This is a genomic window from Leptolyngbya sp. GB1-A1 (assembly GCF_039962475.1).
In the GTDB taxonomy this organism is placed as follows: domain Bacteria; phylum Cyanobacteriota; class Cyanobacteriia; order Elainellales; family Elainellaceae; genus Leptolyngbya_A.
This window is the reverse complement of sequence record NZ_JAMPLI010000002.1, coordinates 266,257-288,229: the sequence shown is the minus strand read 5'-3', so window position 1 is coordinate 288,229 and position 21,973 is coordinate 266,257. Positions and strand designations below refer to the sequence as shown.

General features: G+C 49.1%; 16 protein-coding genes. 7 read left to right on the top strand and 9 right to left on the bottom strand.

Annotation, left to right across the window (positions count from 1 at the left end):
* Positions 1–34: 34 nt before the first annotated feature.
* Positions 35–1,741: an alpha-glucosidase gene (locus tag NDI45_RS03205; protein WP_348246268.1), complete on the top strand. Its 1,707-nt coding sequence runs from the start codon at positions 35–37 to the stop codon at positions 1,739–1,741.
* Positions 1,742–2,167: 426 nt separating this feature from the next.
* Here the strand turns inward: NDI45_RS03205 and NDI45_RS03200 are convergent, their stop codons facing one another.
* Complete coding sequence (locus NDI45_RS03200; protein ID WP_348246266.1) at positions 2,168–2,365, bottom strand: hypothetical protein; 198 nt, start codon at positions 2,363–2,365, stop codon at positions 2,168–2,170.
* 267 nt (positions 2,366–2,632) lie between these two features.
* Between NDI45_RS03200 and NDI45_RS03195 the strand changes: the two genes are divergently transcribed.
* The 5 genes from NDI45_RS03195 (at position 2,633) to NDI45_RS03175 (ending at position 8,403) form a co-directional block, all read left to right on the top strand.
* Complete coding sequence (locus tag NDI45_RS03195; protein ID WP_348246264.1) at positions 2,633–3,958, top strand: ABC transporter substrate-binding protein; 1,326 nt, start codon at positions 2,633–2,635, stop codon at positions 3,956–3,958.
* 24 nt (positions 3,959–3,982) lie between these two features.
* Positions 3,983–4,885: a sugar ABC transporter permease gene (locus tag NDI45_RS03190; protein WP_348246262.1), complete on the top strand. Its 903-nt coding sequence runs from the start codon at positions 3,983–3,985 to the stop codon at positions 4,883–4,885.
* 3 nt (positions 4,886–4,888) lie between these two features.
* Entirely contained in the window at positions 4,889–5,785 is an 897-nt protein-coding gene (locus NDI45_RS03185; RefSeq protein WP_348246260.1) for a carbohydrate ABC transporter permease, read from the top strand.
* A 62-nt stretch (positions 5,786–5,847) separates the two neighbouring features.
* Positions 5,848–6,963 (top strand): ABC transporter ATP-binding protein, encoded by a 1,116-nt coding sequence (locus NDI45_RS03180; RefSeq protein ID WP_348246258.1) that lies wholly within the window; start codon positions 5,848–5,850, stop codon positions 6,961–6,963.
* Between the two features lie 252 nt (positions 6,964–7,215).
* A complete protein-coding gene (locus NDI45_RS03175; protein WP_348246256.1) occupies positions 7,216–8,403 on the top strand; it encodes a calcium-binding protein in 1,188 nt (395 codons plus the stop codon).
* Positions 8,404–8,813: 410 nt separating this feature from the next.
* Here NDI45_RS03175 and purQ read toward each other — a convergent pair whose 3' ends face one another.
* Positions 8,814–9,509: a phosphoribosylformylglycinamidine synthase subunit PurQ gene (gene purQ / locus NDI45_RS03170; protein WP_348246254.1), complete on the bottom strand. Its 696-nt coding sequence runs from the start codon at positions 9,507–9,509 to the stop codon at positions 8,814–8,816.
* Between the two features lie 190 nt (positions 9,510–9,699).
* On the opposite strand from purQ, the gene NDI45_RS03165 reads away from it, so the two are divergent.
* On the top strand, positions 9,700–10,680 hold the full coding sequence (locus NDI45_RS03165) for a cysteine synthase A (protein ID WP_348246252.1): 981 nt from the start codon (positions 9,700–9,702) through the stop codon (positions 10,678–10,680).
* Between the two features lie 239 nt (positions 10,681–10,919).
* On the opposite strand, the gene NDI45_RS03160 is transcribed toward NDI45_RS03165, so the two are convergent.
* The 7 genes from NDI45_RS03160 to guaD form a co-directional block, all read right to left on the bottom strand.
* Positions 10,920–12,323 carry an MFS transporter gene (locus NDI45_RS03160; protein WP_348246250.1) on the bottom strand — a complete coding sequence of 468 codons (1,404 nt, stop codon included), beginning with the start codon at positions 12,321–12,323 and terminating at the stop codon, positions 10,920–10,922.
* A gap of 681 nt (positions 12,324–13,004) precedes the next feature.
* Positions 13,005–14,744 (bottom strand): endonuclease, encoded by a 1,740-nt coding sequence (locus tag NDI45_RS03155; RefSeq protein ID WP_348246248.1) that lies wholly within the window; start codon positions 14,742–14,744, stop codon positions 13,005–13,007.
* 268 nt (positions 14,745–15,012) lie between these two features.
* Positions 15,013–15,327 carry a hypothetical protein gene (locus NDI45_RS03150; protein WP_348246246.1) on the bottom strand — a complete coding sequence of 105 codons (315 nt, stop codon included), beginning with the start codon at positions 15,325–15,327 and terminating at the stop codon, positions 15,013–15,015.
* A 43-nt stretch (positions 15,328–15,370) separates the two neighbouring features.
* Positions 15,371–17,092, bottom strand: a complete 1,722-nt coding sequence (locus NDI45_RS03145; RefSeq protein WP_348246244.1) for a hypothetical protein — start codon at positions 17,090–17,092, stop codon at positions 15,371–15,373.
* A 17-nt stretch (positions 17,093–17,109) separates the two neighbouring features.
* The gene (locus tag NDI45_RS03140; protein ID WP_348246242.1) at positions 17,110–18,129 is read right to left on the bottom strand and encodes a hypothetical protein; all 1,020 of its coding nucleotides are present in this window, start codon (positions 18,127–18,129) and stop codon (positions 17,110–17,112) included.
* 891 nt (positions 18,130–19,020) lie between these two features.
* Positions 19,021–20,508 carry a carotenoid oxygenase family protein gene (locus NDI45_RS03135; protein WP_348246240.1) on the bottom strand — a complete coding sequence of 496 codons (1,488 nt, stop codon included), beginning with the start codon at positions 20,506–20,508 and terminating at the stop codon, positions 19,021–19,023.
* 76 nt (positions 20,509–20,584) lie between these two features.
* Entirely contained in the window at positions 20,585–21,925 is a 1,341-nt protein-coding gene (gene guaD / locus NDI45_RS03130; RefSeq protein WP_190794385.1) for a guanine deaminase, read from the bottom strand.
* Between the last annotated feature and the right edge of the window lie 48 nt (positions 21,926–21,973).

Sequence of the window (21,973 nt, the reverse complement as noted above, 5' to 3'; positions counted from 1 at the left end):
ATTTGCGATCTTGACGAGCAGGAGAGTTCCTGAGATGCAGAAGAGATGGTGGAAAGAAAGCGTCGTCTATCAAATCTATCCGCGCAGCTTTAAGGACAGTAATGGCGACGGGGTTGGCGATCTCCGGGGGATCATCGAGAAGTTAGACTACGTGCAAAAGCTCGGTGTTGACGTGGTCTGGCTCTGTCCCGTTTATCAATCCCCTAACGATGACAATGGTTACGACATCAGCGACTATTACGACATCAACAACGAGTTTGGCACCCTGTCCGATTGGGAGGAGCTGCTCGCAGGATTGCACGATCGCGGCATCAAGCTAATGATGGACCTGGTGGTTAACCATACCTCCGACGAGCATTCCTGGTTTGTCGAAGCGCGCAAATCCAAGGACAATCCGTATCGGGATTACTATATTTGGCGATCGGGTAAGGAGGGTCGCGAACCCAATAACTGGGCGTCCTTTTTCGGTGGGTCAGCCTGGCAGTACGACGAGGCAACCGATGAGTATTACCTGCACCTGTTCTCTCGCAAGCAGCCCGATCTCAATTGGGAGAATCCGAAGCTGCGTGCCGAGATTTATACCATGATGCACTGGTGGCTGCGGAAAGGCATCGACGGCTTTCGCATGGATGTCATCAATGTGATCTCGAAAGTCCCTGGCTTGCCGGATGCTCCTGTAGTGACGAGCGATCGCTACCAATTTGGCGGACAGTATTTCGTCAACGGACCGCGTCTTCACGAGTTTCTGAGTGAAATGAAGCAGGAAGTGCTATCTCACTACGATATTGTCACCGTCGGCGAGACACCGATGCTGACCACCGAGCACGGCATTGCACTCACCCATGAGGAGACGGGGCATCTCAATATGCTGTTCCAGTTCGAGCACATGGTCATCGACGAAGACCCCAACAGTGCCTTACCGCACCGGAGCGTTCAGCCGTGGCGACTACACAATCTCAAGCAAGTGATGACACGGTGGCAAAAGGATTTGGAAAGGAAGGGCTGGAATAGCCAGTACCTCACGAACCACGACACCCCACGGGCAGTCTCTCGGTTTGGGGATGATAGTCAGTACCGGGTTGAGTCAGCCAAATTGCTCGCCACGTTTCTGCATCTGCTGCATGGCACGCCCTATGTCTATCAGGGCGAAGAGATCGGGATGACCAACGTCAGGTTTGAGTCGATCGAGGATTACCAGGACATTGAGACGCGCACGGTCTATCACGAGTTGGTGGAGGAAAAAGGCATTGCTCCCGATGCTGCAATGGAAATTATTTATGCCAGAAGCCGTGACAACTCACGCACACCGATGCAATGGGACGGCACCCTGTACGCTGGATTCACCACTGGCACTCCCTGGCTCAAGGTCAACCCCAACTACCGCGAGATCAATGTTCAACAAGCACTGACTGACCCAAACTCGATCTTTGCCTACTACCAGCAGCTCATCCGGTTACGCAAAGCTCATCCGGTCATCGTTTACGGCACGTATGACCTTATCCTGGAATCGCATGAGCAAGTTTATGCGTTCACGCGAACCCTGAAGGACGAGCGTTTGCTGGTTTTGCTGAATTTCACCCAAGACACGCCCGTTCTTACCCTGCCAGACGAAGTATCCTTTGACAGCCAGGAACTATTAATTAGCAACTATGGAATGAACAACGATGAGGTAGAGGGGAGCGAGGAGATTCGCCAACTCACGCTGCGTCCTTTTGAGGCACGAGTGTACCGATTGCAGTAGTTTGCTGAGGAACGCGATCGATTGGGTGTCCGTCGCCTGAGAGCAAAAAACTTAGAGCAAGAAACAACGTTAAGCCCCAGAAGTTAAGCCCTAGAAAAAGAAGGGGATTCGATTAACGGTATAAGCTTTAAAGGATTTAGCGAAAGACAATCGAGTAATCCCACTATTCGTAATAGGAAAAATCCGATTACCTGCAGATTGCAGAGCCAAGAAAAGAGCTAGCTAAACAATTACAAATCTAAGCTGACGGAGTTCGTTACACAATGGACTCTTCTTATAAATTCCGACTAAGGTTATTCCGAGATATCTATCTTGGGATAGAAACAAAGCAAATATTCAAGATACGTAATACATAAAGGATTTACTTTTCTTAATGTATTGCTATATCCAATAGCAGAGGCGATCGCGCCGCAGAGCTTGATAGATCTAAAAGTCAGGTGAGGTTTGTATTTCTGAAAACAATCCTGCAATTCTCTTTGCAAACATTTGTGTTTCAGGAATTACGAAACGGTGGAAAAAAGGGCTTGCTTCTTTATTAGCACTCTTTTGTCCAATGATTGCATGGACAAGATGACTAAAACAAAGGGTAGTCAGCGTTGTCTTCTCTGAATTCTCCTCAGACATAGAGCAAGCTTCACAGTCTAGCAATCGAGAAGTTCAGGGTCATAAGCGCAAGGCGGAGGCAAACTCCAGCCGGGTCTTTTGCTTTCTGTGCTTTGTTCCTCGTTCTGTAAATCTCTCTGTAAATCTCTTTTCTCTCGAACTGTTCGATCTCGTTGTTTTTGTGCGAACTGTCAGCGAACAATGGCAAACCTGTTTTGTTTAGTTTCTTACTTAACTGTTTAGCCCCGTGACCCTAGCATTGATCGATAATTCAAACTTTTATAACCCATGAGTACTGATTCTTCAACTCACAACCTGCATCACTCTTTTAATCGCTGGTTGCTGCGTCGCTGGCGATTTCTTGCTACGGCGATCGTCGTTTGTCTAGGCGTGATTTTCTACAGTGTGATGGCACTGTCGCAGCAGCCAGTTCACATCGCAATGCTGATGACTGCACTGGACGTGGCACAGGAGCAACACATTATTGAGGCATTTGAAGCCCAAAATCCCGATATCAAAGTCGATGTGATCGAAGGTCCGAACGCCACGAATCTGGTCGAGGATTTGTACACATCCTCTTTCTTGCTGGGTAGCTCGCCTTATGATGCCGTGATTATGGATGTCGTCTGGCTACCTAAATTCGCTGCTGCGGGCTGGCTAGTGGATTTGACCGATCGCATTCCAGAATCCGAGCTGAAAGACTTTATTCCCGAGACCGTGGAAGGGAGCCGCTACCAGGGAAGACTTTACCGAATGCCCTACCGCACCGACTCCGGGTTGCTTTATTACCGGGAAGACCTGTTGCAGGCAGCAGGCGCACAGCCCCCCGAAACCTTTGAAGACCTGATCAATATTTCCAAGCAAATTCAGCAGTCGCAGGGTGCAGACTGGGGCTACGTCTGGCAGGGACGGCAGTATGAAGGACTCGCTGCGATGTTTGTCGAGGTGCTGGAAGGCGCAGGTGGGTTCTGGGTCAATCCCCAAACCCTCGAAGTGGGACTCGATCGCCCCGAAACGCAGAAAGCCATTCAGTTCCTCAGAACAACGCTCGATCAGGGCATTTCCCCTCCTGGCGTCACGACTTATCAGGAAGAAGAAGCCCGCCGATTGTTTCAAAGCGGACAGGCAGTGTTTATGCGGAACTGGCCCTACGCGCTGCCCCTCGCCAATGCTGACGACTCTGTGATCAAAGGCAAAGTTGGATTTAAGCCGATGGTTCACGCGCCGGGTCAATCCAGTGCCGGAGCATTGGGCGGCTGGGGGATTGGCATTGCCAAATCTTCTCCCCACCCTGAAGAAGCATTGCGGTTTGCTCAGTACTACGCCAGCGAAGAGGCACAGCGTAACCTGGTGCTGAAAAATGGCTATCTGCCCACCCGTCGATCGCTATACACTGATCCGCAGGTGGTAGAAAAATACCCCTACTTCCCCCGGATGCAAGCGGTAGCAGAAAGTGCAGCCCTGCGTCCGCCGATCGCCCAATATGCTCAGGCATCGGATATTCTTCAGCGATACCTGAGTGCTGCCCTGACGGGTCGAACCGATCCAGAACAAGCAATGCGTGATGCTGCCAAGGAGACGCGCAATTTGCTTCAACGCTACTCTGCCCGCTGAGCCGTATCCCATTAGGAGTCTTTCATGGCTGACACAATTCGTTCAAGAGAACAGCGCACGGGCTGGCTGCTGCTGCTTCCGGCAATGCTGGTGCTGCTGCTGGTTTATGCCTATCCAATCCTGCGATCGATCTGGCTAAGTCTGTTTACGCAAAACCTGGGAACGCAGTTACAGCCCGTGTTTACGGGATTGGACAACTACGGACGCATGGCACAAGACGGTCGCTTCTGGCAGACGATCGGCAATACAACGGTCTTTACTCTCTCGTCCCTGGTGCTGGAGCTGATTTTGGGGATGGCGATCGCGCTGGTGCTGAACCACGCCTTTCGGGGACGGAGTGCGGTGAGGACGATCGCAATTTTGCCCTGGGCACTGCCGACGGCTCTGATTGGCACGACCTGGGCATGGATTTTTAACGCCGAGTTTGGTGTCTGGAACGACATTCTGCTGCGGCTCGGCATTATCGATGCGGGCGTCAACTGGCTGGGCAATCCGACCCTGGCGATGATGTGCGTGATTGCGGCGGATGTCTGGAAAACGACTCCGTTTATCTCAATTTTGCTGCTGGCAGGCTTGCAGTCGATTTCGGGCGACTTGTATGAGGCTCATGCGATCGATGGCGCAACGGCATGGCAGAGCTTCCGCCAGATTACCCTGCCCCTGCTGATGCCCCAAATTCTGATTGCCGCGCTGTTTCGATTCGCCCAGGCGTTCGGCATTTTCGATTTGATTGCGGTGATGACGGGCGGTGGTCCTGGTGGCGCGACAGAAACGGTGTCAATTTACATCTACGCCACTATCATGCGCTATCTGGACTTTGGCTACGGCTCTGCGCTGGTCGTGGTGACCTTTGTGGTGCTGATTGCGGCAGTGGGGCTGGCTGCCTGGCTGCTTTCGAGAACTCGTACTGCTTTGAGAGGAGGTTAAGCCATGACGACGATTCAGCCGCCCGCTCGATCACAGGAAGCTCCACCCAGACAAACGCCCCAGAAGCGATCGGTTTCAATTCAAAATATTTTGTTTTTGATCGCCGTGCTGCTGGTGATTTTGTTTAGCCTTGCGCCGATTCTCTGGCAATTGCTCACCTCGTTTAAGGTGAATCAGGACATTGCCGCCATTCCAAACGTTTATTTTCCCAGTCGCTATACGCTTCAGCACTACATTGAGATTTTTAATCGCCGCCCGTTTTTGAACTATATGCTCAACAGCGCGTTTGTGGCGATTAGCTCCACGCTGCTCTGCCTGGCATTGGGCACCCCTGCCGCTTATGCACTGGCACGACTGAAGGTCAAAGGCGAACGGATTATTCTGGCGATCGTCCTAATTGTGACGCTATTCCCCTACATTCTGCTGTTTATTGGTTTGTTAGAAATCGTTCGCACCTTTGGACTCGCGAATAACTATTTAGCGTTAATCATTCCGTACACGGCAATTAATATTCCGCTAACCATTCTGGTGATGCGAAGCTTCTTCCAGCAGTTGCCTCGCGATCTGGAAGACTCCGCTAAGGTAGACGGCTACAACACCTGGGGAATGCTGACGAAAATTCTGCTGCCCCTAACCACGCCTGCCCTTGTCACCACCGGAATTCTCGCCTTTATCGCCGCCTGGAACGAATTCATTTTTGCTCTCACGTTTATCACTCGTGAATCAATGAAAACGATTCCGGTTGCCGTTGCCCAGATTAGCGGAACCGCTGTATTCGAGATTCCCTATGGAGCATTAGCCGCTGCTACGGTGATTGGTACGCTGCCTCTCGTCGCCCTGGTGCTGCTGTTCCAGCGTCGAATTGTGCAGGGCTTAACCGCAGGCGCAGTCAAAGGCTAACGACTTACCCACTGATTTACTTACCCACTGAATCTACCCCACTTAACTCTCCCAACAAAACCATGCCAAAACTCGAACTCATTCACCTCAACAAAACCTACTCGCCTAAAGTCGTCCCCGTGCGCGATCTTAGCCTGGGCGTGGACAACGGCGAATTCCTCACACTGCTGGGTCCGTCGGGCTGCGGCAAATCCACGACGCTGCGAATGATCGCCGGACTGGAACAACCCACCCGCGGCGAAATTCGGATTGCCGATCGCAATGTCACAAATAAAGCAGCAGGCGATCGCAATATTGCAATGGTGTTCCAGAGCTACGCGCTGTATCCGCATATGAGCGTGTATGACAATATGGCTTCCGGGCTACGGCTGCGCCACATGAAGTCAGACGAAATTCGGCGGCGGATTCATGAAGTCAGCGGCTTTCTGGGTCTGGAAGAACTAATGGAGCGCAAACCGGGACAGCTCTCCGGCGGACAGCGGCAGCGCGTTGCCTTGGGACGAGCACTCGTACGCCAGCCCGACGTGTTTCTACTCGATGAACCGCTCAGTAACCTAGATGCCCTGCTGCGGGAACAGGTGCGAGCCGAGCTAAAAGAAATTTTCACCTCGCTGAATACGCCCATAGTCTACGTGACCCACGACCAGACCGAAGCCATGACCCTTTCCACGCGAGTCGCCGTCCTGAATGGCGGCATTTTGCAGCAGCTTGACCCGCCCCGCCGCATCTACACCCATCCCGCAAACCGATTTGTGGCAGGCTTTATCGGCAGCCCGCAAATGAACCTGCTTGATCTGAAGTGCGACGGGCGATCGGCGGTCTTCGGTAACTATCGCATTCCCCTGCCCGATGGCTTTGTGCCGCCGCCAGAAATCACGCTGGGCATCCGTCCAGAACATGTCCATCTTGCCGATCCTAATCAGCACAGTGCTTCGACGGTGCAGGGCAGAGTCGTGCTGTCGGAAAACCTGGGCATGAGCGAACTGATTACCGTCCGAGTCAGAGGCGCAGAAACGATGATCTTCCGTGCTTTGATTTCCAGCGACAACCCCTTCCGGGGCGAAGAAATCACCCTCACCCTGCCGCCCGAACACATCCACTGGTTCAATACCCAAACGGGGGAACGTCTCCCCGCTAAAGTGCTTCAGTCTGTGGGCGATCGAAATCATCTGGGGTAAGCCCCAGTAAGCGTTAGTTTGAGAAGTCGCCAATGCCCTAGATTACCTCCTGAACCCCCTCCCCCATCCACTCACCACCCCTCTACCCCTCCACCTCTCCAGCCCCCTGGAGTTTTTTTTGCATTTCCGGGAACGCTTTGGAATCGATCGCAGTCCTGTGGAGGGTAGGCGAAAAGAATGCAATTGAGCCATGCGAATGAGTACCCCTTCGGGTTATTGATTCGTGAAGGTTTGCAGTGAAGGGAGACGGGTATGATTAACTGGATTGCGCTGGGTCTAAGCTTGTTTAGCGGTGGTACGATCGGTGGCATTAAAATTGGGGATGTCGTCAATGGCGTGAAGTTTATTGGGGATGTCTTTGGCTTTAATAGCAATGAAAACAAAAACATTCTGGAAGATCCTAGTTTTGGCAGTAACCTGCTAGGAAATCTGTTTAATACTCTCAGCAGCAGCAACTTTTTAGGCGGTATTGATCTGGGAGATGTTTTCACTTCAACGATCGGCGGAGGCACTTCTGGCTCATCGGGTTCAGGCGACGGAGGCTTTAACTTAGGTGATATCTTTTCGGGCTTAGGCAATAATAGTTCCTTTGATTCGATCAATCTGGGAAGCTTGCTGAATACGATCGTAGGTTCGGGTTCTTCGAGTTCAGTGAATAGCTCTTCTCTGGGCGATCTGTTTGACAACCTGGGCAGCCTATTTGGCAATATTGATCTCGGTGATCTGTTTGGTGGGCTAGATGACGATTACTATTACGTTTTTAGCCCCATGCCTGTTACCAATCTCTTCCAGAACTTGAGCGGTAACGATGTTCTCAGTCGCCCTGCTAGCAAGTTTGATGAAGTTGATTTATTAGACGGATTGGGCACATTTCTAAACGTGCTGGGTGAAGCAAATGTCCTGAATGGAATGGGCGTGCAGGATGTGACACGCGGCAATGTCGTGAACGATGCGCTGACGGGTAAAGCGAACAACGATCTGCTAATTGGCTTAAACGGCAACGATCGCCTTGCGGGTGCACTCGGTCGCGATATCCTCAATGGCGGTGAAGGAGACGATCGCTTGAATGGCGGCGATAGCGATGATGTCCTCGTGGGTCGCCTTGGCAAGGATATGCTGATGGGCGGTCGCGGCAAGGATGTGCTGATGGGCAACGAAGGCGCAGATACAATGATCGGTGAGCGGGGCAGTGACCTGTTTGTGCTGGACTACAAGTACGGCATGAAAGACAGCACCGACCTCATCCAGGACTTCAAGAAAGGCATCGACCTGCTGGGATTGCCCGAGGAAATCAACTTCAAGCGGCTGAAAATTACCCAAAAAGAAGACGATACGGTAATTAGCCTGGGTCGGACTTCGATCGCTGTTCTGAAAAATGTGGATGCCGATCGCATTGGCGCATCTGATTTTCTCAGCTTGGTGCAGCAGTCAGATCGCTAAAAGGTTTCAGGCTTACTTCAGCTAGTGGACTCCAGGCTTCTCAACTCCTAAAGCTTCTCAACTCCTAAAGCTTTTTAACTCCTAAAGTTTGCGGGCAAAGTGTGTGGAGGCTAACATTCAGGGTGCATCTTTATCTGAAAATTATCTGAATATTGCACGACAATCTTATTTTCTTATCGTTTCATTTCCGCTTCGGTTTTCTAGCATTGCCTCACAGCACAATTCACCCCTTCAAGATTCACCCCTTCAAACTGAGGAGCGCAGATTCACTCAACGGTGGGTTCAATATCCTCTGTGCCTCCTCAGTTCCCCAGTCATTCCCCGATCGTGAAGGACTTTAAATCGATCGTCAGTCCCCCCTCTGAGAAATTGAGAGAAATTGGGGGACTATCAGGCTTTTAAAGCACGCCCTAAGCCTCTACGAGCACCGACAGCAAGCCCTTAAACAATCCTAGCCCGTCCGTGTTGCCCAGAGCCGGGTCGGAAGCGCGTTCTGGGTGGGGCATCATGCCTAGCACATTGCCCTGTCGGTTGCAGATGCCTGCAATATTATTGAGCGAGCCGTTTGGATTTGCATCCGGCGAGGGGTTTCCTGCGGGGGTAGCATAGCGAAAAAGCACCTGCTGGTTGTCCTCTAGCTCTGCTAGAGTGTCGCGATCGGCGTAATAACAGCCTTCTCCATGAGCGATCGGCAACGTAATGACCTGTCCCGACTGGTAGTGCTGCGTCCAGGGCAAATCATTGCGTTCAACTTTAAGCGGCACTCGATCGCAGACAAAGTGCAGATCCCGGTTTCGCATGAGTGCCCCTGGCAGCAGACCCGCTTCGGTCAACACCTGAAATCCGTTGCAGATGCCCAGTACAAATTTTCCCTGCTTCGCGTGTTCAATCGTGGCTTGCATCGCTGGAGAAAATCGAGCGATCGCCCCACAGCGCAAATAGTCGCCGTAGCTAAATCCACCCGGCAGGATCACCACATCCAAATCAGATAAATCGCTGTCTTCGTGCCAGATCATCCGCGTCGGCTGCTGAAGCAAATCGCGGCTCACCATTGCTACGTCACGATCGCAGTTTGATCCGGGAAAGACAATTACGCCAAATTTCATGCTGCTGCTCCTGATTCTGCTCTTGATTCTGCTTTTGGCTGTGCCCCTTTTATCATGGTATCAAGGCGAAGCGGCATCCCGTGATAGGAGTTCGTCATTTGGAGTTCGGCATGCGGAATGACAAATTAATTTGCGGATGCACGCGATCGGTCAGAATCAGAGAAAGAGATCTAAGCAAGCAGTTTCCAGCATGGACATTAACGACGGATTTGTTGGTGCAGTCGGCAATACTCCCCTGATTCGGCTGCACAGTCTCAGTGAAGAGACCGGGTGCGAGATTTTGGGCAAAGCAGAGTTTCTCAATCCGGGTGGTTCCGTAAAGGATCGGGCAGCCCTCTACATTATTCAAGAAGCAGAAAAGCAGGGCTTGCTGAAACCGGGCGGCACTGTTGTTGAAGGCACGGCAGGCAATACCGGAATCGGACTGGCACACATTTGCAATGCTAAAGGCTACAAGTGTCTGATTATTATTCCCGACACTCAATCCCAGGAAAAAATCGATTTGCTGCGGACGCTGGGGGCAGAAGTTCGCCCGGTTCCGTCAGTGCCCTACCGCGATCCGAATAACTACGTGCGGCTGTCAGGCAGAATTGCGGAAGAGTTAGAAAACGCGATCTGGGCAAACCAGTTTGACAATCTGGCAAACCGTCGCGCCCACTACGAAACCACCGGACCCGAAATCTGGCAGCAAACCGAGGGCAAAATCGATGCCTGGGTTACAGCCACAGGAACAGGCGGCAGCTACGCAGGCGTTTCGCTTTATCTGAAAGAGCAAAATCCAAACGTGCGCTGTGTCCTGGCAGACCCGATGGGCAGCGGACTGTATAGCTATGCCAAATTTGGCGAAATTAAAATCGAAGGCAGCTCCGTCACCGAAGGCATCGGCAACAGCCGGGTCACTGCCAATATGGAAGGCGCACCGATCGACGACGCTATCCAGGTACACGACCAGGAGGCACTGCGGATGATCTACCAGCTTCTTCGCAAAGATGGCTTGTTCATGGGTGGTTCGGTAGGCATCAACGTGGCCGCAGCCGTAGCCTTGGCTAAACAACTGGGTCCAGGACACACGATCGTCACCCTTCTGTGTGATGGGGGGGCACGCTATCAGTCACGGCTGTTTAACCCAGAGTGGCTGGCAAGTAAAGGGTTATCGGTTCCGGCTGCTTAGGAGCGCCTGTCGTATCCCCGATCGCATTCAAGGTTTTGCAGCCCCCTCAATCCCCCCTTGTGACTTGCCGCTCCTAAAAAGCGAGGGGGGACTTTAAACAATTTGGGAGTTTCCCCTCTGTAGAAGCTTGGGGCGATCAAAATGACGCTTAGCCACGGCTGAACCCAGAGTGAGGGTGTTCTTACTGGCCTGGAGAAAATGCCCATCCTACAGGCTCCCTGCATTGCCATCATCAGCGATTAATCCCGCCGCCCATCATCCCGCAGCACAAACGTCAGAACAGCCGCCAACAAACAAACGCCCGCCAACCCAACTAAAAGGGGCATAACGCCGATCGACGTTTGCAGAATCGGTAAGCCAAAGGTTCCCAGAACGGCTCCCGCTTTGGCAACGGCAGCAGCAAACCCGGCTCCACTTGCCCGAATCGACGTGGGAAACACTTCACCCGACAGCAAAAATGTAGTCGAATTCGGTCCAGCATTCATCGTCAGGTTAAACACAAAAAAGCCCAGAAAGACGATCGCCGTATTCCAGGCACTGGCTGAACTGCTCCAGCCCGAACCCGCCAGAATCAGTAGCCCGATCGCCATTCCCACAAAACCCAAAATTTGCAGCCGAATTCGCCCCACCCGCTCGACGCAAACCACCGCAATCAAAAAACCTGCAATCAGAAACAAATCCACGATCGCAGACCCTTTTGCCGATGCCAGTTCCCGGTTGAGCAAATCGGTACGATCGGCGTAGGCAAGGGCAGCAATAATCGTCGGAGTAAAAATGCCGATGCCGTAAGTGGCAATATCCTGCAAAAACCAGGGAATCGAGGCAAGTAGCGTACGGCCACGATAAGCGACCGAAAACAAATCGCGATAGGACAGGCTAGATTCGGTCTCCGGTGGATTGGTTTCGGGCGTGAGGACGATCGGGGTTTCGAGCAGGGTTGAGGCTGCCTTCGATGCGGCTTCATAGTCTCCTCGTGCTAGATAATAGCGCGGACTTTCCAGCAAGAAGTTGAGCCGCAAAATTCCAACGCCGATCGCCAAAATTAGCCCCACACCCAGCATCCCTCGCCACGCATACTGAATTGCAGGCTGCACGATATCAGGATAAAAAGCTTGAAACGCCGCAATAATGCCAATTCCGGTGAGTGCACCTAGCAGTGCCCCAACTGCCTGAAACGTAAACGCCCCAATTACCATGCGTCCGCGTAGCCGAGCCGGAACGTTTTCGGTAATGTAAGAGACGCTAATCGGATAATCTGCCCCGATCGCCACCCCTACCAAAAAGCGAAACCCGAGCAGCGAAATCGCATTCCAGGCAAAAGCCGTTCCTGCCGTCGCAATTACAAACAAGGCAACGTCTACCAGCAGCATTCGCTGTCGCCCAATCCGATCGGTTAACGGTCCCAGGGTAAGAGAGCCGAGCAGGGAACCGACGATCGCCGCCACTGCCACCGCGCCAATTTCAGCCGACCCCAGGTTAAAGTCACGCTGAAGAAAGGGAAGCGCAACGCCAATAATAAAAAAATCAAAGCCATCCAGCGCGATCAGCCCTGCCGATAGGCCCCACAGAAGCCACATGACGCGGGTGAGATTAGATTCATCGAGCTGCTGTTCAAACGATCGAAGCTGGGGCGGGGCAACCATAGAGAAATAATTTTCGAGCGGCGGAGCGTCTCTTTTATGTTGTAACAAAGAGTGTTGCTAACAAGAAGCAGCAAAACAATGTTTTCGCAGATTATTCGTTGAGACATCTTTTATCGTTCATGAGCGATAGTCAGGCTCATCATCCTGCGTAAATAACACATCTGGTTGCAACGCTCAATGTGTATCTCCGTATCATGCCACCTGTCGTGAGCGATGGAGCAATTCCAAAACAGCAAAGCTACTGCCATCAACAACAAGGGCACGTTTTGGCAACTAGCGACGGAGTTGTTTGCCCATTTGCCTTGCCCAATAGTGATCGTTTTATAGGGTTGTCCCTACTATTGGTGATAGCGTTCCGAGAGAGCCAGAACCTCATGGTGTGACTTCCTGGATACAGAATGACTCCCACAATGACAATCTGGACATGTTGCTAAATTCGATGGGAAAATAAACCACAAAAGCAGGACGAGATGGTAGCAATCGGTTTTGGTACAGAGAACACAGTATTTTCAGGGGCGAGATAAACTGGATGCCTCTCACCCCATTTTTTCTATGTCAGGTACTACCCTGCCTCAAATTGGCAGAATCGAGCTAAGAGAAACTTTGCTTTATCGTTGCTTTGGAAGCTTCTAACAATGGGAGCTTTAAATAGACTCCGACAACAAAGTTTCTCTTTAGATCTTATTTACAGTATGTTCGTTCTGCTAGCGTAGAATCTAACACAAACGGATTTTCATTACCCTGGGCTGTTCGAGCGATTGCACGACTGCGTGCCACCTCACTAGTATCAATTGGATCATCCGCCTGCCACTTACAGAGAGTACCTTGTTGGGTCTCAAAAAAGCTTTCGTCTGCTAGCTCCGGATACACGGTGCGGAAATAAAACATCACCCGTGCAACGTCGCCTTTCTTCTCCTCACGGGGTTCAAAAGCTCCCCGTTTGAACTCACTGTACTTGTCAATGTCCTGTAAGCTTGGTTTGACTGGCAGTTCTTCATCATCGAGATACCAGGACGTGGTTTGATTATCAGGAATCTCTGCGAATGGATAGTTTGATCGATCGCTATTGATTTCTATCCGTGAAGCAAAAAGGTTGTGTAAATCGCTTTTTGCTGAACCCTGTGCCCCCATGCTTTGAGGCCAGACATGTTCTGCGTTAATACCCTTTTGCCCAGCTTCCTGTCTCGGTTTAGCTGAATTTTTGCTGATCGAGACAGTGTAGCCACCGTAGATATCTGTAACGATCCCGCCCTGGTTATCTATTTGCGTGTAAAGCAAGTCACGAGCACTGCCATAGCCGAGGGAAACACGAGGAGAGTAAAGCTCATCTAGTTCTTTCAGTAAATCATCTCCAGTCACACCCGAAAGGATTGTGCTTGATGAAGCGGCTGAGTCAGGGCGAGTGAGTCGAACAGGAGTCGCTGTTCCAAGAGCAGGTAGGGTGAATCTAGCAACCACAGGGTCATGATCGCTAGCTGCTCTAGAGATACCTGCATTAATATGAACAGCGTCTATTTCAGGATTCCCATTGCTAGATAAGTTTGGAGTAATCAAAATTTGGTCAATTTGCTCCTTGCTTCCTCTAAAGACAAAAGAGAATCGGTCTGATGATGGAATATCATCGACTAAGTTTTTCAGCTCATTCCCCTGAAGAGTTTTGATCGCTAAGGAGTTTGGTGTGTCGTTGAGATCACCCAGAACAACAATATTTGCATTGGGTTCAGCCCGCAGGCGATTGACGACAAATGTGTTAACAATTGCTGCCTGTGATACTCGTTTTGTATCGGAAGGTGCTCCCCCCTTCTTGGAAGCAAAGTGATTGTTGATTAAGGTAACGGGGATGTCATTGAACGTAAACTCACCCACGAGTGGCTTACGGCTGTCGGCAAAGGCTGGATCATCGGCAAAACGTTCAACCTTCTGTAGCTTTACTCGTTGGGGGTTGTACAAGAAACTTACCCGGATATTGCCGCCGGGTTGTCCTCCATCTTGTCCCTGTTTGGGAGAAATTTCCTTATGTTGATAAGTAGGACCGCCTACAGACTCAATTGAGTGAATCAGAGTTGTGGCAGTGAAATCAGCATCAACTACTGAAGACAACTCAGCTCCGTCATTGTCTTGTACTTCCTGTAGGGCAACAATATCCGGTGCTTTAAGATTAGTCACAATCTGACCTGCTAAAGCTGTAAACTTACCGCTTTTGACGTCATCGTCGACATTTCTAGCTGCCTTGCCATCCACCTTGGAAACATCTTCTTTTTTAGCATCAAGGTTTTCGACATTGAAAGTGGCTATCGTCAACTGCGAAGAACTTCCTACAAGGGGTGTAACTTCTGCACCATAAGCGATTCCTGCGGGAAGGCAAAATGCAAGCAGGACAACCAGCCATATTGTCTGTATTCCTTTTCGTATAACACACATAAACTTTTTTCCTTAAGCACAATAGAAACTGAATTCAATCCAGTAAATAGGAATGGCAGCTTAATTAAGCTCCTCTAACAATCCCGTCGGATATATCAACAGAAGGCGCAACTTTTCCGCAAGAAATGATATTTACTTCGGAATTAAACGTATTGCCTTAAATAAGCATTTCAACTGAAGCAATCATTCCAAAGATTGCCTCAACGAACTTTGAGTCGTACTGTTTCTCGATTTAGTTTCCTTTTCTTGGCCTCTGAAACTCGTTGCTTTATATGGGCGTTTTCGTTCGCAAAAATCCTTCTATGAAATCTGCACCAGAGTATCCTACGGCGACCAGCGTAAGTAGAAATTCTTTATCTATCTCGTTTCCTAATAGAGAGATTGCGCCTATGCCTCCTGCAACTCCACCAATCAAGAGACTCACAGCCAGTCTCTTAAGATCGACTATCCCTTTCAAGCTCTGCTGAGCTAGGGCAGCTTCGTCACTTGCTTTCTTCAATCCAACAATCACTCGCGTTCCTTGACCTAGAAGTCCTAGCAATATCCCTAGTGTTACGTAGGTCACTGATTGATACACATTCATAACTGTTTCTCTCCATTCTTAAATTTCAAGCGTTCTACAATCCCTACGGTAGGGGAAAGAGAAGATCGCCAGATTCATTAAGTGCCGACAGCGCTGCGTCTTCTAAAACGGATTTTCTCCTAGCGATCGCTAAATCATAAAGCCGCTGCAATTCAGCTTTCCTTGCGGCAGGATTGCTTTTATCAAGGCTAGTCGCTAGTCTAAAGCGATAGGCTTTGACTCGTTCCTGCAAAATTTCTCTTGGGTCACTGCTTTTTAGGATTTCAAAAAATTCGGCTTCAGGAGAATTGCTGGATGGACTAAGACGCTCTAGTTCGTCAATCACTGTTTGAGCCAGTTCGTCAGGATGACGCTTCACTGTCAATGGATCATCCCCTGCATCAAGCGGTTTGAAACGAAACTCATCAGGGATTAAATCTAATAGCTTCTGCCGCTTCTCAGATAGGATTGGGTTTTCCAGATCGATAGCCATGACTGCCGAAACAAACTCAGGAGTCACAACTCCTTGTCGCATCAGTTTGTCGATTAGATCATTGTCAATATAACTGGGTTCTGGAACAAGCCATGCAAAAACGGCATCCCCAGGTTGGCGCCCACCTAATTTTGTTTGCGATTGAACTATTAAGTCTTTGTATTCATTGGGGGTTAGCTCTGCAACATCATCAAAAGTTTGGGGAGTTAGCTCTGCAACATCATCAAAAGTTTGGCGATCGCGAATTTCTAGCCCTTTGAGTGGTGGTACCACACTACCACTCATCAAATTTGCATTCAGGAAAAAACTATTAGGAATTTTGACATTCTGACTGGGACCATCTGTAGTGATAGTAGGAAAAGGATGTAAACCAGATTGGGGGCGATTGGCACTAATGATATTAAATTCAGTTGTGGTGAAGAGTGGCTTTAGAAGCGTTTTACCATCAATAACTTTTTGCAATCCATCACCATCAGTAATAGGTCGCCCATTGTTATCAAGTTGAAGCTTTTTTGAGATCCTTGTACTATTAAATTCTTGAATTGATGGAATAATTGTTAATTCAAGCTCCTCAGCTCCCTGGAGTCTGCCGTCTATCTTAATATCCTTTGCAACCAGCCAGGGAACAATTGAGCTGGCTTCCAAATAAGTTACTTTAAAGTCTAAAGAGTCCCAATTATTCCAGGGGCGTAAAAGTTCCTTCATAATCGGTGCTCCATTAATATGGCACTGCATGCAAGTCCCCCCCCGTTCAGCAACAGTTAACCGATCGGCATTATCAGATGAGCCTCGAAACTTCCAAGAGGGGCTACCCGTTCCCTGTTCGTCCAATCTGTAGTAGTTATATCGCCCTCGCTTCCCATCCCAACCCCAAGCTTCTACAGCCTGTTGCTCGGGAAATTTATTAGAATCGAAGGAAACTGAAAGCATCACATTTGACTTAAGATTTTCTTTTCCATTGCTTCCGGAATATGTAAGTACAGATCTTCTCGATTGACCTACCGTTGGATCAGCAATCCTTTCATCAACTACAAATGTGTGTCTCTCCTGCTTAAGGGGTTGTATTAAATCTTCTATAGCGGATAGAGTAGTCACATCTGCATGATCCTTCAAAACTAAGTTAAAAAATGGATCGGCTAATTCATCTCGAAGCTGAGATTTCAAAGATTCAACAGAGCTTAAATTAGACTTTTGATGCAATAGAACTCCTGTAGAAATCTGGGCAAAAGCAGGCTCAGAGGCTAAAACAATAGCCAAAAGCAAGCTTAGAAAAAATGTAAGAAACTTGAACATTGCTAAATCTCCTATGACTAAGGTGCCCGCATCGATTCATTTCCTGTTTTTGCCCAGGTCGGCAAACTGGCATCTGGTGCAGAAATGACATCTGCTTCTACCTGCAGCTGGTTTGAAACCTCTGCTCCACTCGTAATAGGAAAGCCCCCAAGCGTTACGTCTTGAGTGAGGTCTAATACAGCACGGCGACCGTTACGGCTAATAATCCAGACTCCCTGATTATTAGTCTCGTCATTAATATCAACAGGAGCTCCCGCTATTTTCCAATTGCCAAAAAGTTCTTTTATCCGAATCCCAACTGGATCTACTAGACTAATAGCGCGAGAAGAGCGAATCATATTCTGAGAGGCTTGGCAAATCACTGGATCTGAATTGCGTCCTGAACCACATGCACCTCCCACCGCATCACAGACTGCGCCTGAAGGAATACCTATCTTTTGGATGGAGCATTCGTCTACTAAGTGAAAAAGAGCACCCGCAGTATTAAATCGCTGAGTCAGGCAAAGAATTCCTTTTTCACCGTTATTCCAAGGGTTTTGAGTTAAATTTTGTCTGAACCGTTGGGCACGCTCCTCACCATTATCAGTTCCAGGATCAAAGCCTGAACCAAAGAGTTCATCTAGAGTTGGATCAGCTCCAGGAATAACATCTCGGATGCCTGCAATTAGCGCATCGGCACTTACCCTTGCCAGAGCTTGATAATACTCTGGAAACTCGGTTGTAAAGGTAATTCGTGTAATTTGACCTGTTGTAGACCTTTCAACTCGCCATTCAACATACTCGTCCTGCCAGCTAAAGCGATCCTTATCAATTTTATCAGGGGAGGCTGAAGCAGTTATCGGAAAAGCACGCCAGGGAATAGAATCTATTTTGCTTGTGCCAGGGGGAAGGTTCTCGAAAGCATCAAGTAACGTGAAACCAGACTTTGAAACACTCGCTGAGTTTCTATAGAAGCGATCGATTATCGCTCTATATTCACCTAAAGCACCTTGAGCATCCAGAAGATTTGTTCCTGTGGGATCTGTGTATTCAAACATTTTGACAACCTATCTAATGGAACTAAAAACCTTTACCTGCATCTTCAATGGCATACAAGTGCCTAGAAACTAGAGGAATTGCATGAAAACGTCCCTATGTATAAAGCAGCTTATTGAGTAGTTAATGATAGATTTGCAATTCCGCAAACAGCTCTACTCATTCTGCTTCAACGGGATGGAAGACAGTGTTCAAAGTCTCTGAAAATCTAAATTTTTCTACCTGGAAAAATTCACCAGCCCATGAATTGCTAACTACAATTAAACTTCAACTCCCTTATTTCCGTCTCCTAATGAGCGTTAGGAATTTACGTTAGAAGTTTTTTGGTAGATAATCCATGAAAAAAACTAAGACATAATCCTATAGCTTCATAGGACTAGCAAATCGCAAGTTGTGCTATCTGCGCTTGCACACCCGTAAATCATTTTGATGCACTGGGCTAGAAGCTTAGATAAACTTTGAAAAATCAGATTCCTAGTAAGCAAGAATACCCATTAAGCGGATCTAATTGTTCCTACCTTGTAGGTATATAAGCACGTCGACCGTTAACTTATATTTAGTACTCCACCTATTCGAGCATTTAGCTATAGTAAGACTATAAAATACGTTCCACCTTAACCCTAAACTTGTAACCAAGCTTCAGATTCAACAAGCTAAATTTGTTCGACTTCTCGATTGATGGAGTGAGTTAGCTTAGCCTAACGTTACGTAGCTCCTCTAATTAATCATTAGTTCGATCAATTTCTCGTATAGTAATTCCGGTTCTAGAAGTTATTCTGAATTCTTAAGAGTTTCTTCAGTTGCTTTCCCTTGCATTGCGCTTTAACAGTGCTGCTTTCATCTAGATTCTTTAAGAGAGGGAATGTAAAACAAGAATACTTTCTAACCTCCTTCTATCGATGCACCTGACTTAGATCGATCGCCGGATGAATCGAGGGAAAATACTGCCCGTGAAACTGAAATGGAATCACATGGGGAACTTCTGCCCGTGCCAGTTCGCTCATGGATTGAGCATCGAGCATGAGGAGAAAAGACTGTTTGCGATCGGCATCCAGCACCACAGAAAGCAGAATTCCTTCGTCTTCGGCTGAGGCGTTGGGCGCAGAAACAAAGACAGGTTCACCGGGATAGCAGTTTTCGTCTGACCAGAAGGCAGTCTTGCCCGTATTCGCATTGATTTTAACCAACTGATCGTTAAAATTATTCAGAATTTGATTGCCGACGCCATACACAAACTGATAGGGTTTCGCGTTTGCCTGTCGGTAATGGATTCTCGGAAGCTCGATCGTTTCATCGGATAAAGTTTCACCGATCGCATCACCTGAATTGAGATTGAGGCAATATCGCTTCAATTTTCCGGCGGCATTGCCCGATCGTCCGGTTCTTAACAGCTCTAAATATAAATCATCAATAATTTTGCCGTCGGGATAAGCGATCAAATCGATCAACAGTTCATTACCCTGCTCAAACGCATTTACGTGATGAAAGGCGAAAAAAGGTTCACTCTCACAGGTTTTTATAACTTCCCCAGTTGATTTATCGACTACCGTGAAATGGGTGCCGCGATCGGTCTTCCAGCGATAGTTTTCAATAATCGGTTTGCCGCTAGTTAGTAGACCGAGCAAATTCAGCCGCAGGGGAAACTCGGTGAGAATAATGTATCGATCGCTCATGGCGAAGGTGTGCATATAGGCGGGTTCCTTCACCGGAATCGAGGCGACCAACTCGCGGCGGCTGTTGTGGAAACCCATGCGGTAAATGTTGTATTTGCTGGGCGAACCAAAGGCAATTAGATAGTTGAACAAACACTGGCGATCGAAATCAAAATGCGGATGTACAGTCGTTGTCTGTCCCAAAATGCGATCGTCAAACGGAAACTTATCCAGCGTTTCTAGCGTGTCGGGGTTAAACACAATCGGCTGCGGGACTTCAGTGGTACTAACAAGTCGATCGCCCAGCGGCAGGATATTCACGTTGGCGTTATCGGTCGGGCGCGGCAGCGGATCGCGCAATCGTTTCCAAAAAGAAGTCCGAGCAGTTGTGCCAAATTCACCCCGGCTAATTTTGCCTTTCTCGTGTGCCTCTTGATAAGAATCACTGGCAAGGAATCGATTCACATAGCTCACTCGCCCCGCCTGAAACGAAAATCGCGACAGCATCGCCAGTCCATCAAACCAGTGGCGATAAGGCTCTCCGTCAATGTCAAACTGAGCCGGACCCGTGCGAATCAGCGTTCCCGTTAGCCATTCTGGCAGCGTTCCGGTCAGCGGCAAAGCATCGATCGTCGCTTCTTCAGTTGCCGTCTCAAAACCGATCGCATAGGGAGGAGTGATTTGCGCCGCAGGTTGGGCTTCAGGCTGAATTCCGGGGCGAGTGTGCATAAAAGACGCTCAAACAGAAACCTTTTTATTGTGCGAACATTCGCGATCGTTTAGACCCGTCCCAAGAGAGAAGCTTCTACTGTGCTGCCGCCTTCTGATAAATTGGCTCACCCGCTACATACGTTGCCGCGATCGATCGATCGTCTCCCAACATCATCGTGCCAAAAAGCTGTGACTCGAGTACATCCAGCGATCGGGCAGGAACGGCTCCGTTTCGGAGTGCCAGGATTGGCGTGGCGTGGAGATCCAGCACTGTAAAATCGGCTTCTTTGCCAGGGTCGAAACTGCCGATCTTTTCTGCAAGCGAAAGCGATTTTGCTGCGCCCAAGGTTGCCAGATAAAAGGCTTGAAAGCTAGATAAATTTTGTCCCTGAAGCTGAGCAATTTTATAAGCTTCGCTCATGGTATGCAGCATCGAGAAGCCAGTGCCGCCACCCACATCCGTCGCCAGTCCCACACCCACGGGAGAATGAATCGACTTCGCCCGATGCAGCTTAAACAAACCGCTCCCCAAGAATAAATTCGAGGTGGGGCAATAGGCGATCGTTGCACCTGCCTGAGAGAGCCGCTCAAACTCAGACTCGCTTAAATGCAGCCCATGAGCAAAGATCGATCGATCGCCCACTAAGCCGTACTGCTCATACACTTCAAGATAATCGCTAGTGTTGGGAAACAGTTCCGAGGTGTATGCAATTTCCTGTGCATTTTCCGACAAATGGGTATGCACATAAACATCAGGAAATTCTGCCTTTAGTTTTCCGGCAAACTGCAATCCGGCTTCTGTTGAAGTAATCGCAAATCGAGGGGTAATCGCATAAAGCTGTCGTCCTCGATTGTGCCATTTTTGAATTTGTTCGCGGCTTTGGTGATAAGTCTCGATCGCATCATTCAGCAAAAAATCCGGCGCGTTGCGATCCATCCACATTTGTCCGGCAATGATTCGCATATTGCGGCGATCGGCTTCCTCAAACAGGACTTCGACCGACTGCGGAAAAATTGTAGTCAGCACGACTGCCGTGGTTGTGCCATTTTTTAGCAGTTCATCCAGAAAGAACGTCGCGATTTGCCGGGCATAGTCCGCATCCTGAAACTTTGCCTCGGTGGGAAAAGTGTATCGCTCCAGCCACGTTAAAAGCTGCTCCCCGTAGGCGGCAATCATTTCGGTTTGCGGATAATGAACGTGGATATCGAGAAAGCCGGGGATGATTAATTGACCGGGATAGGTCGTAACGGGAATTTCCTCGAAGCGGGGGGCGATCGTTTCATAGGCTCCAAAGGCTTCAATGCTGCCGTTTTTTAGCACCAGTAGCCCGTCTTCGAGGTAGCGAACGCTGTCCCGCTCGTTGCCGTAAAACGGATCGCCTACAAAGTCTAAAAACGCGCCCCGAATTGCTTTAGCTTTGCTGAAAGTTTGCATTTGGTTTGCCTGCATAATTTGCCCCTTGATGAGGTTAGCTGATTAATC

Coding starts and splice junctions, on each gene's coding strand:
- NDI45_RS03195 (WP_348246264.1), top strand. CDS start 2,633: ATGAGTACTGATTCTTCAACTCACAACCTGCATCACTCTTTTAATCGC.
- NDI45_RS03200 (WP_348246266.1), bottom strand. CDS start 2,365: ATGTCTGAGGAGAATTCAGAGAAGACAACGCTGACTACCCTTTGTTTT.
- NDI45_RS03190 (WP_348246262.1), top strand. CDS start 3,983: ATGGCTGACACAATTCGTTCAAGAGAACAGCGCACGGGCTGGCTGCTG.
- NDI45_RS03185 (WP_348246260.1), top strand. CDS start 4,889: ATGACGACGATTCAGCCGCCCGCTCGATCACAGGAAGCTCCACCCAGA.
- NDI45_RS03135 (WP_348246240.1), bottom strand. CDS start 20,508: ATGCACACTCGCCCCGGAATTCAGCCTGAAGCCCAACCTGCGGCGCAA.
- NDI45_RS03165 (WP_348246252.1), top strand. CDS start 9,700: ATGGACATTAACGACGGATTTGTTGGTGCAGTCGGCAATACTCCCCTG.
- NDI45_RS03145 (WP_348246244.1), bottom strand. CDS start 17,092: ATGTTCAAGTTTCTTACATTTTTTCTAAGCTTGCTTTTGGCTATTGTT.
- NDI45_RS03160 (WP_348246250.1), bottom strand. CDS start 12,323: ATGGTTGCCCCGCCCCAGCTTCGATCGTTTGAACAGCAGCTCGATGAA.
- NDI45_RS03155 (WP_348246248.1), bottom strand. CDS start 14,744: ATGTGTGTTATACGAAAAGGAATACAGACAATATGGCTGGTTGTCCTG.
- NDI45_RS03140 (WP_348246242.1), bottom strand. CDS start 18,129: ATGTTTGAATACACAGATCCCACAGGAACAAATCTTCTGGATGCTCAA.
- NDI45_RS03175 (WP_348246256.1), top strand. CDS start 7,216: ATGATTAACTGGATTGCGCTGGGTCTAAGCTTGTTTAGCGGTGGTACG.
- NDI45_RS03180 (WP_348246258.1), top strand. CDS start 5,848: ATGCCAAAACTCGAACTCATTCACCTCAACAAAACCTACTCGCCTAAA.
- NDI45_RS03205 (WP_348246268.1), top strand. CDS start 35: ATGCAGAAGAGATGGTGGAAAGAAAGCGTCGTCTATCAAATCTATCCG.
- guaD (WP_190794385.1), bottom strand. CDS start 21,925: ATGCAAACTTTCAGCAAAGCTAAAGCAATTCGGGGCGCGTTTTTAGAC.
- NDI45_RS03150 (WP_348246246.1), bottom strand. CDS start 15,327: ATGAATGTGTATCAATCAGTGACCTACGTAACACTAGGGATATTGCTA.
- purQ (WP_348246254.1), bottom strand. CDS start 9,509: ATGAAATTTGGCGTAATTGTCTTTCCCGGATCAAACTGCGATCGTGAC.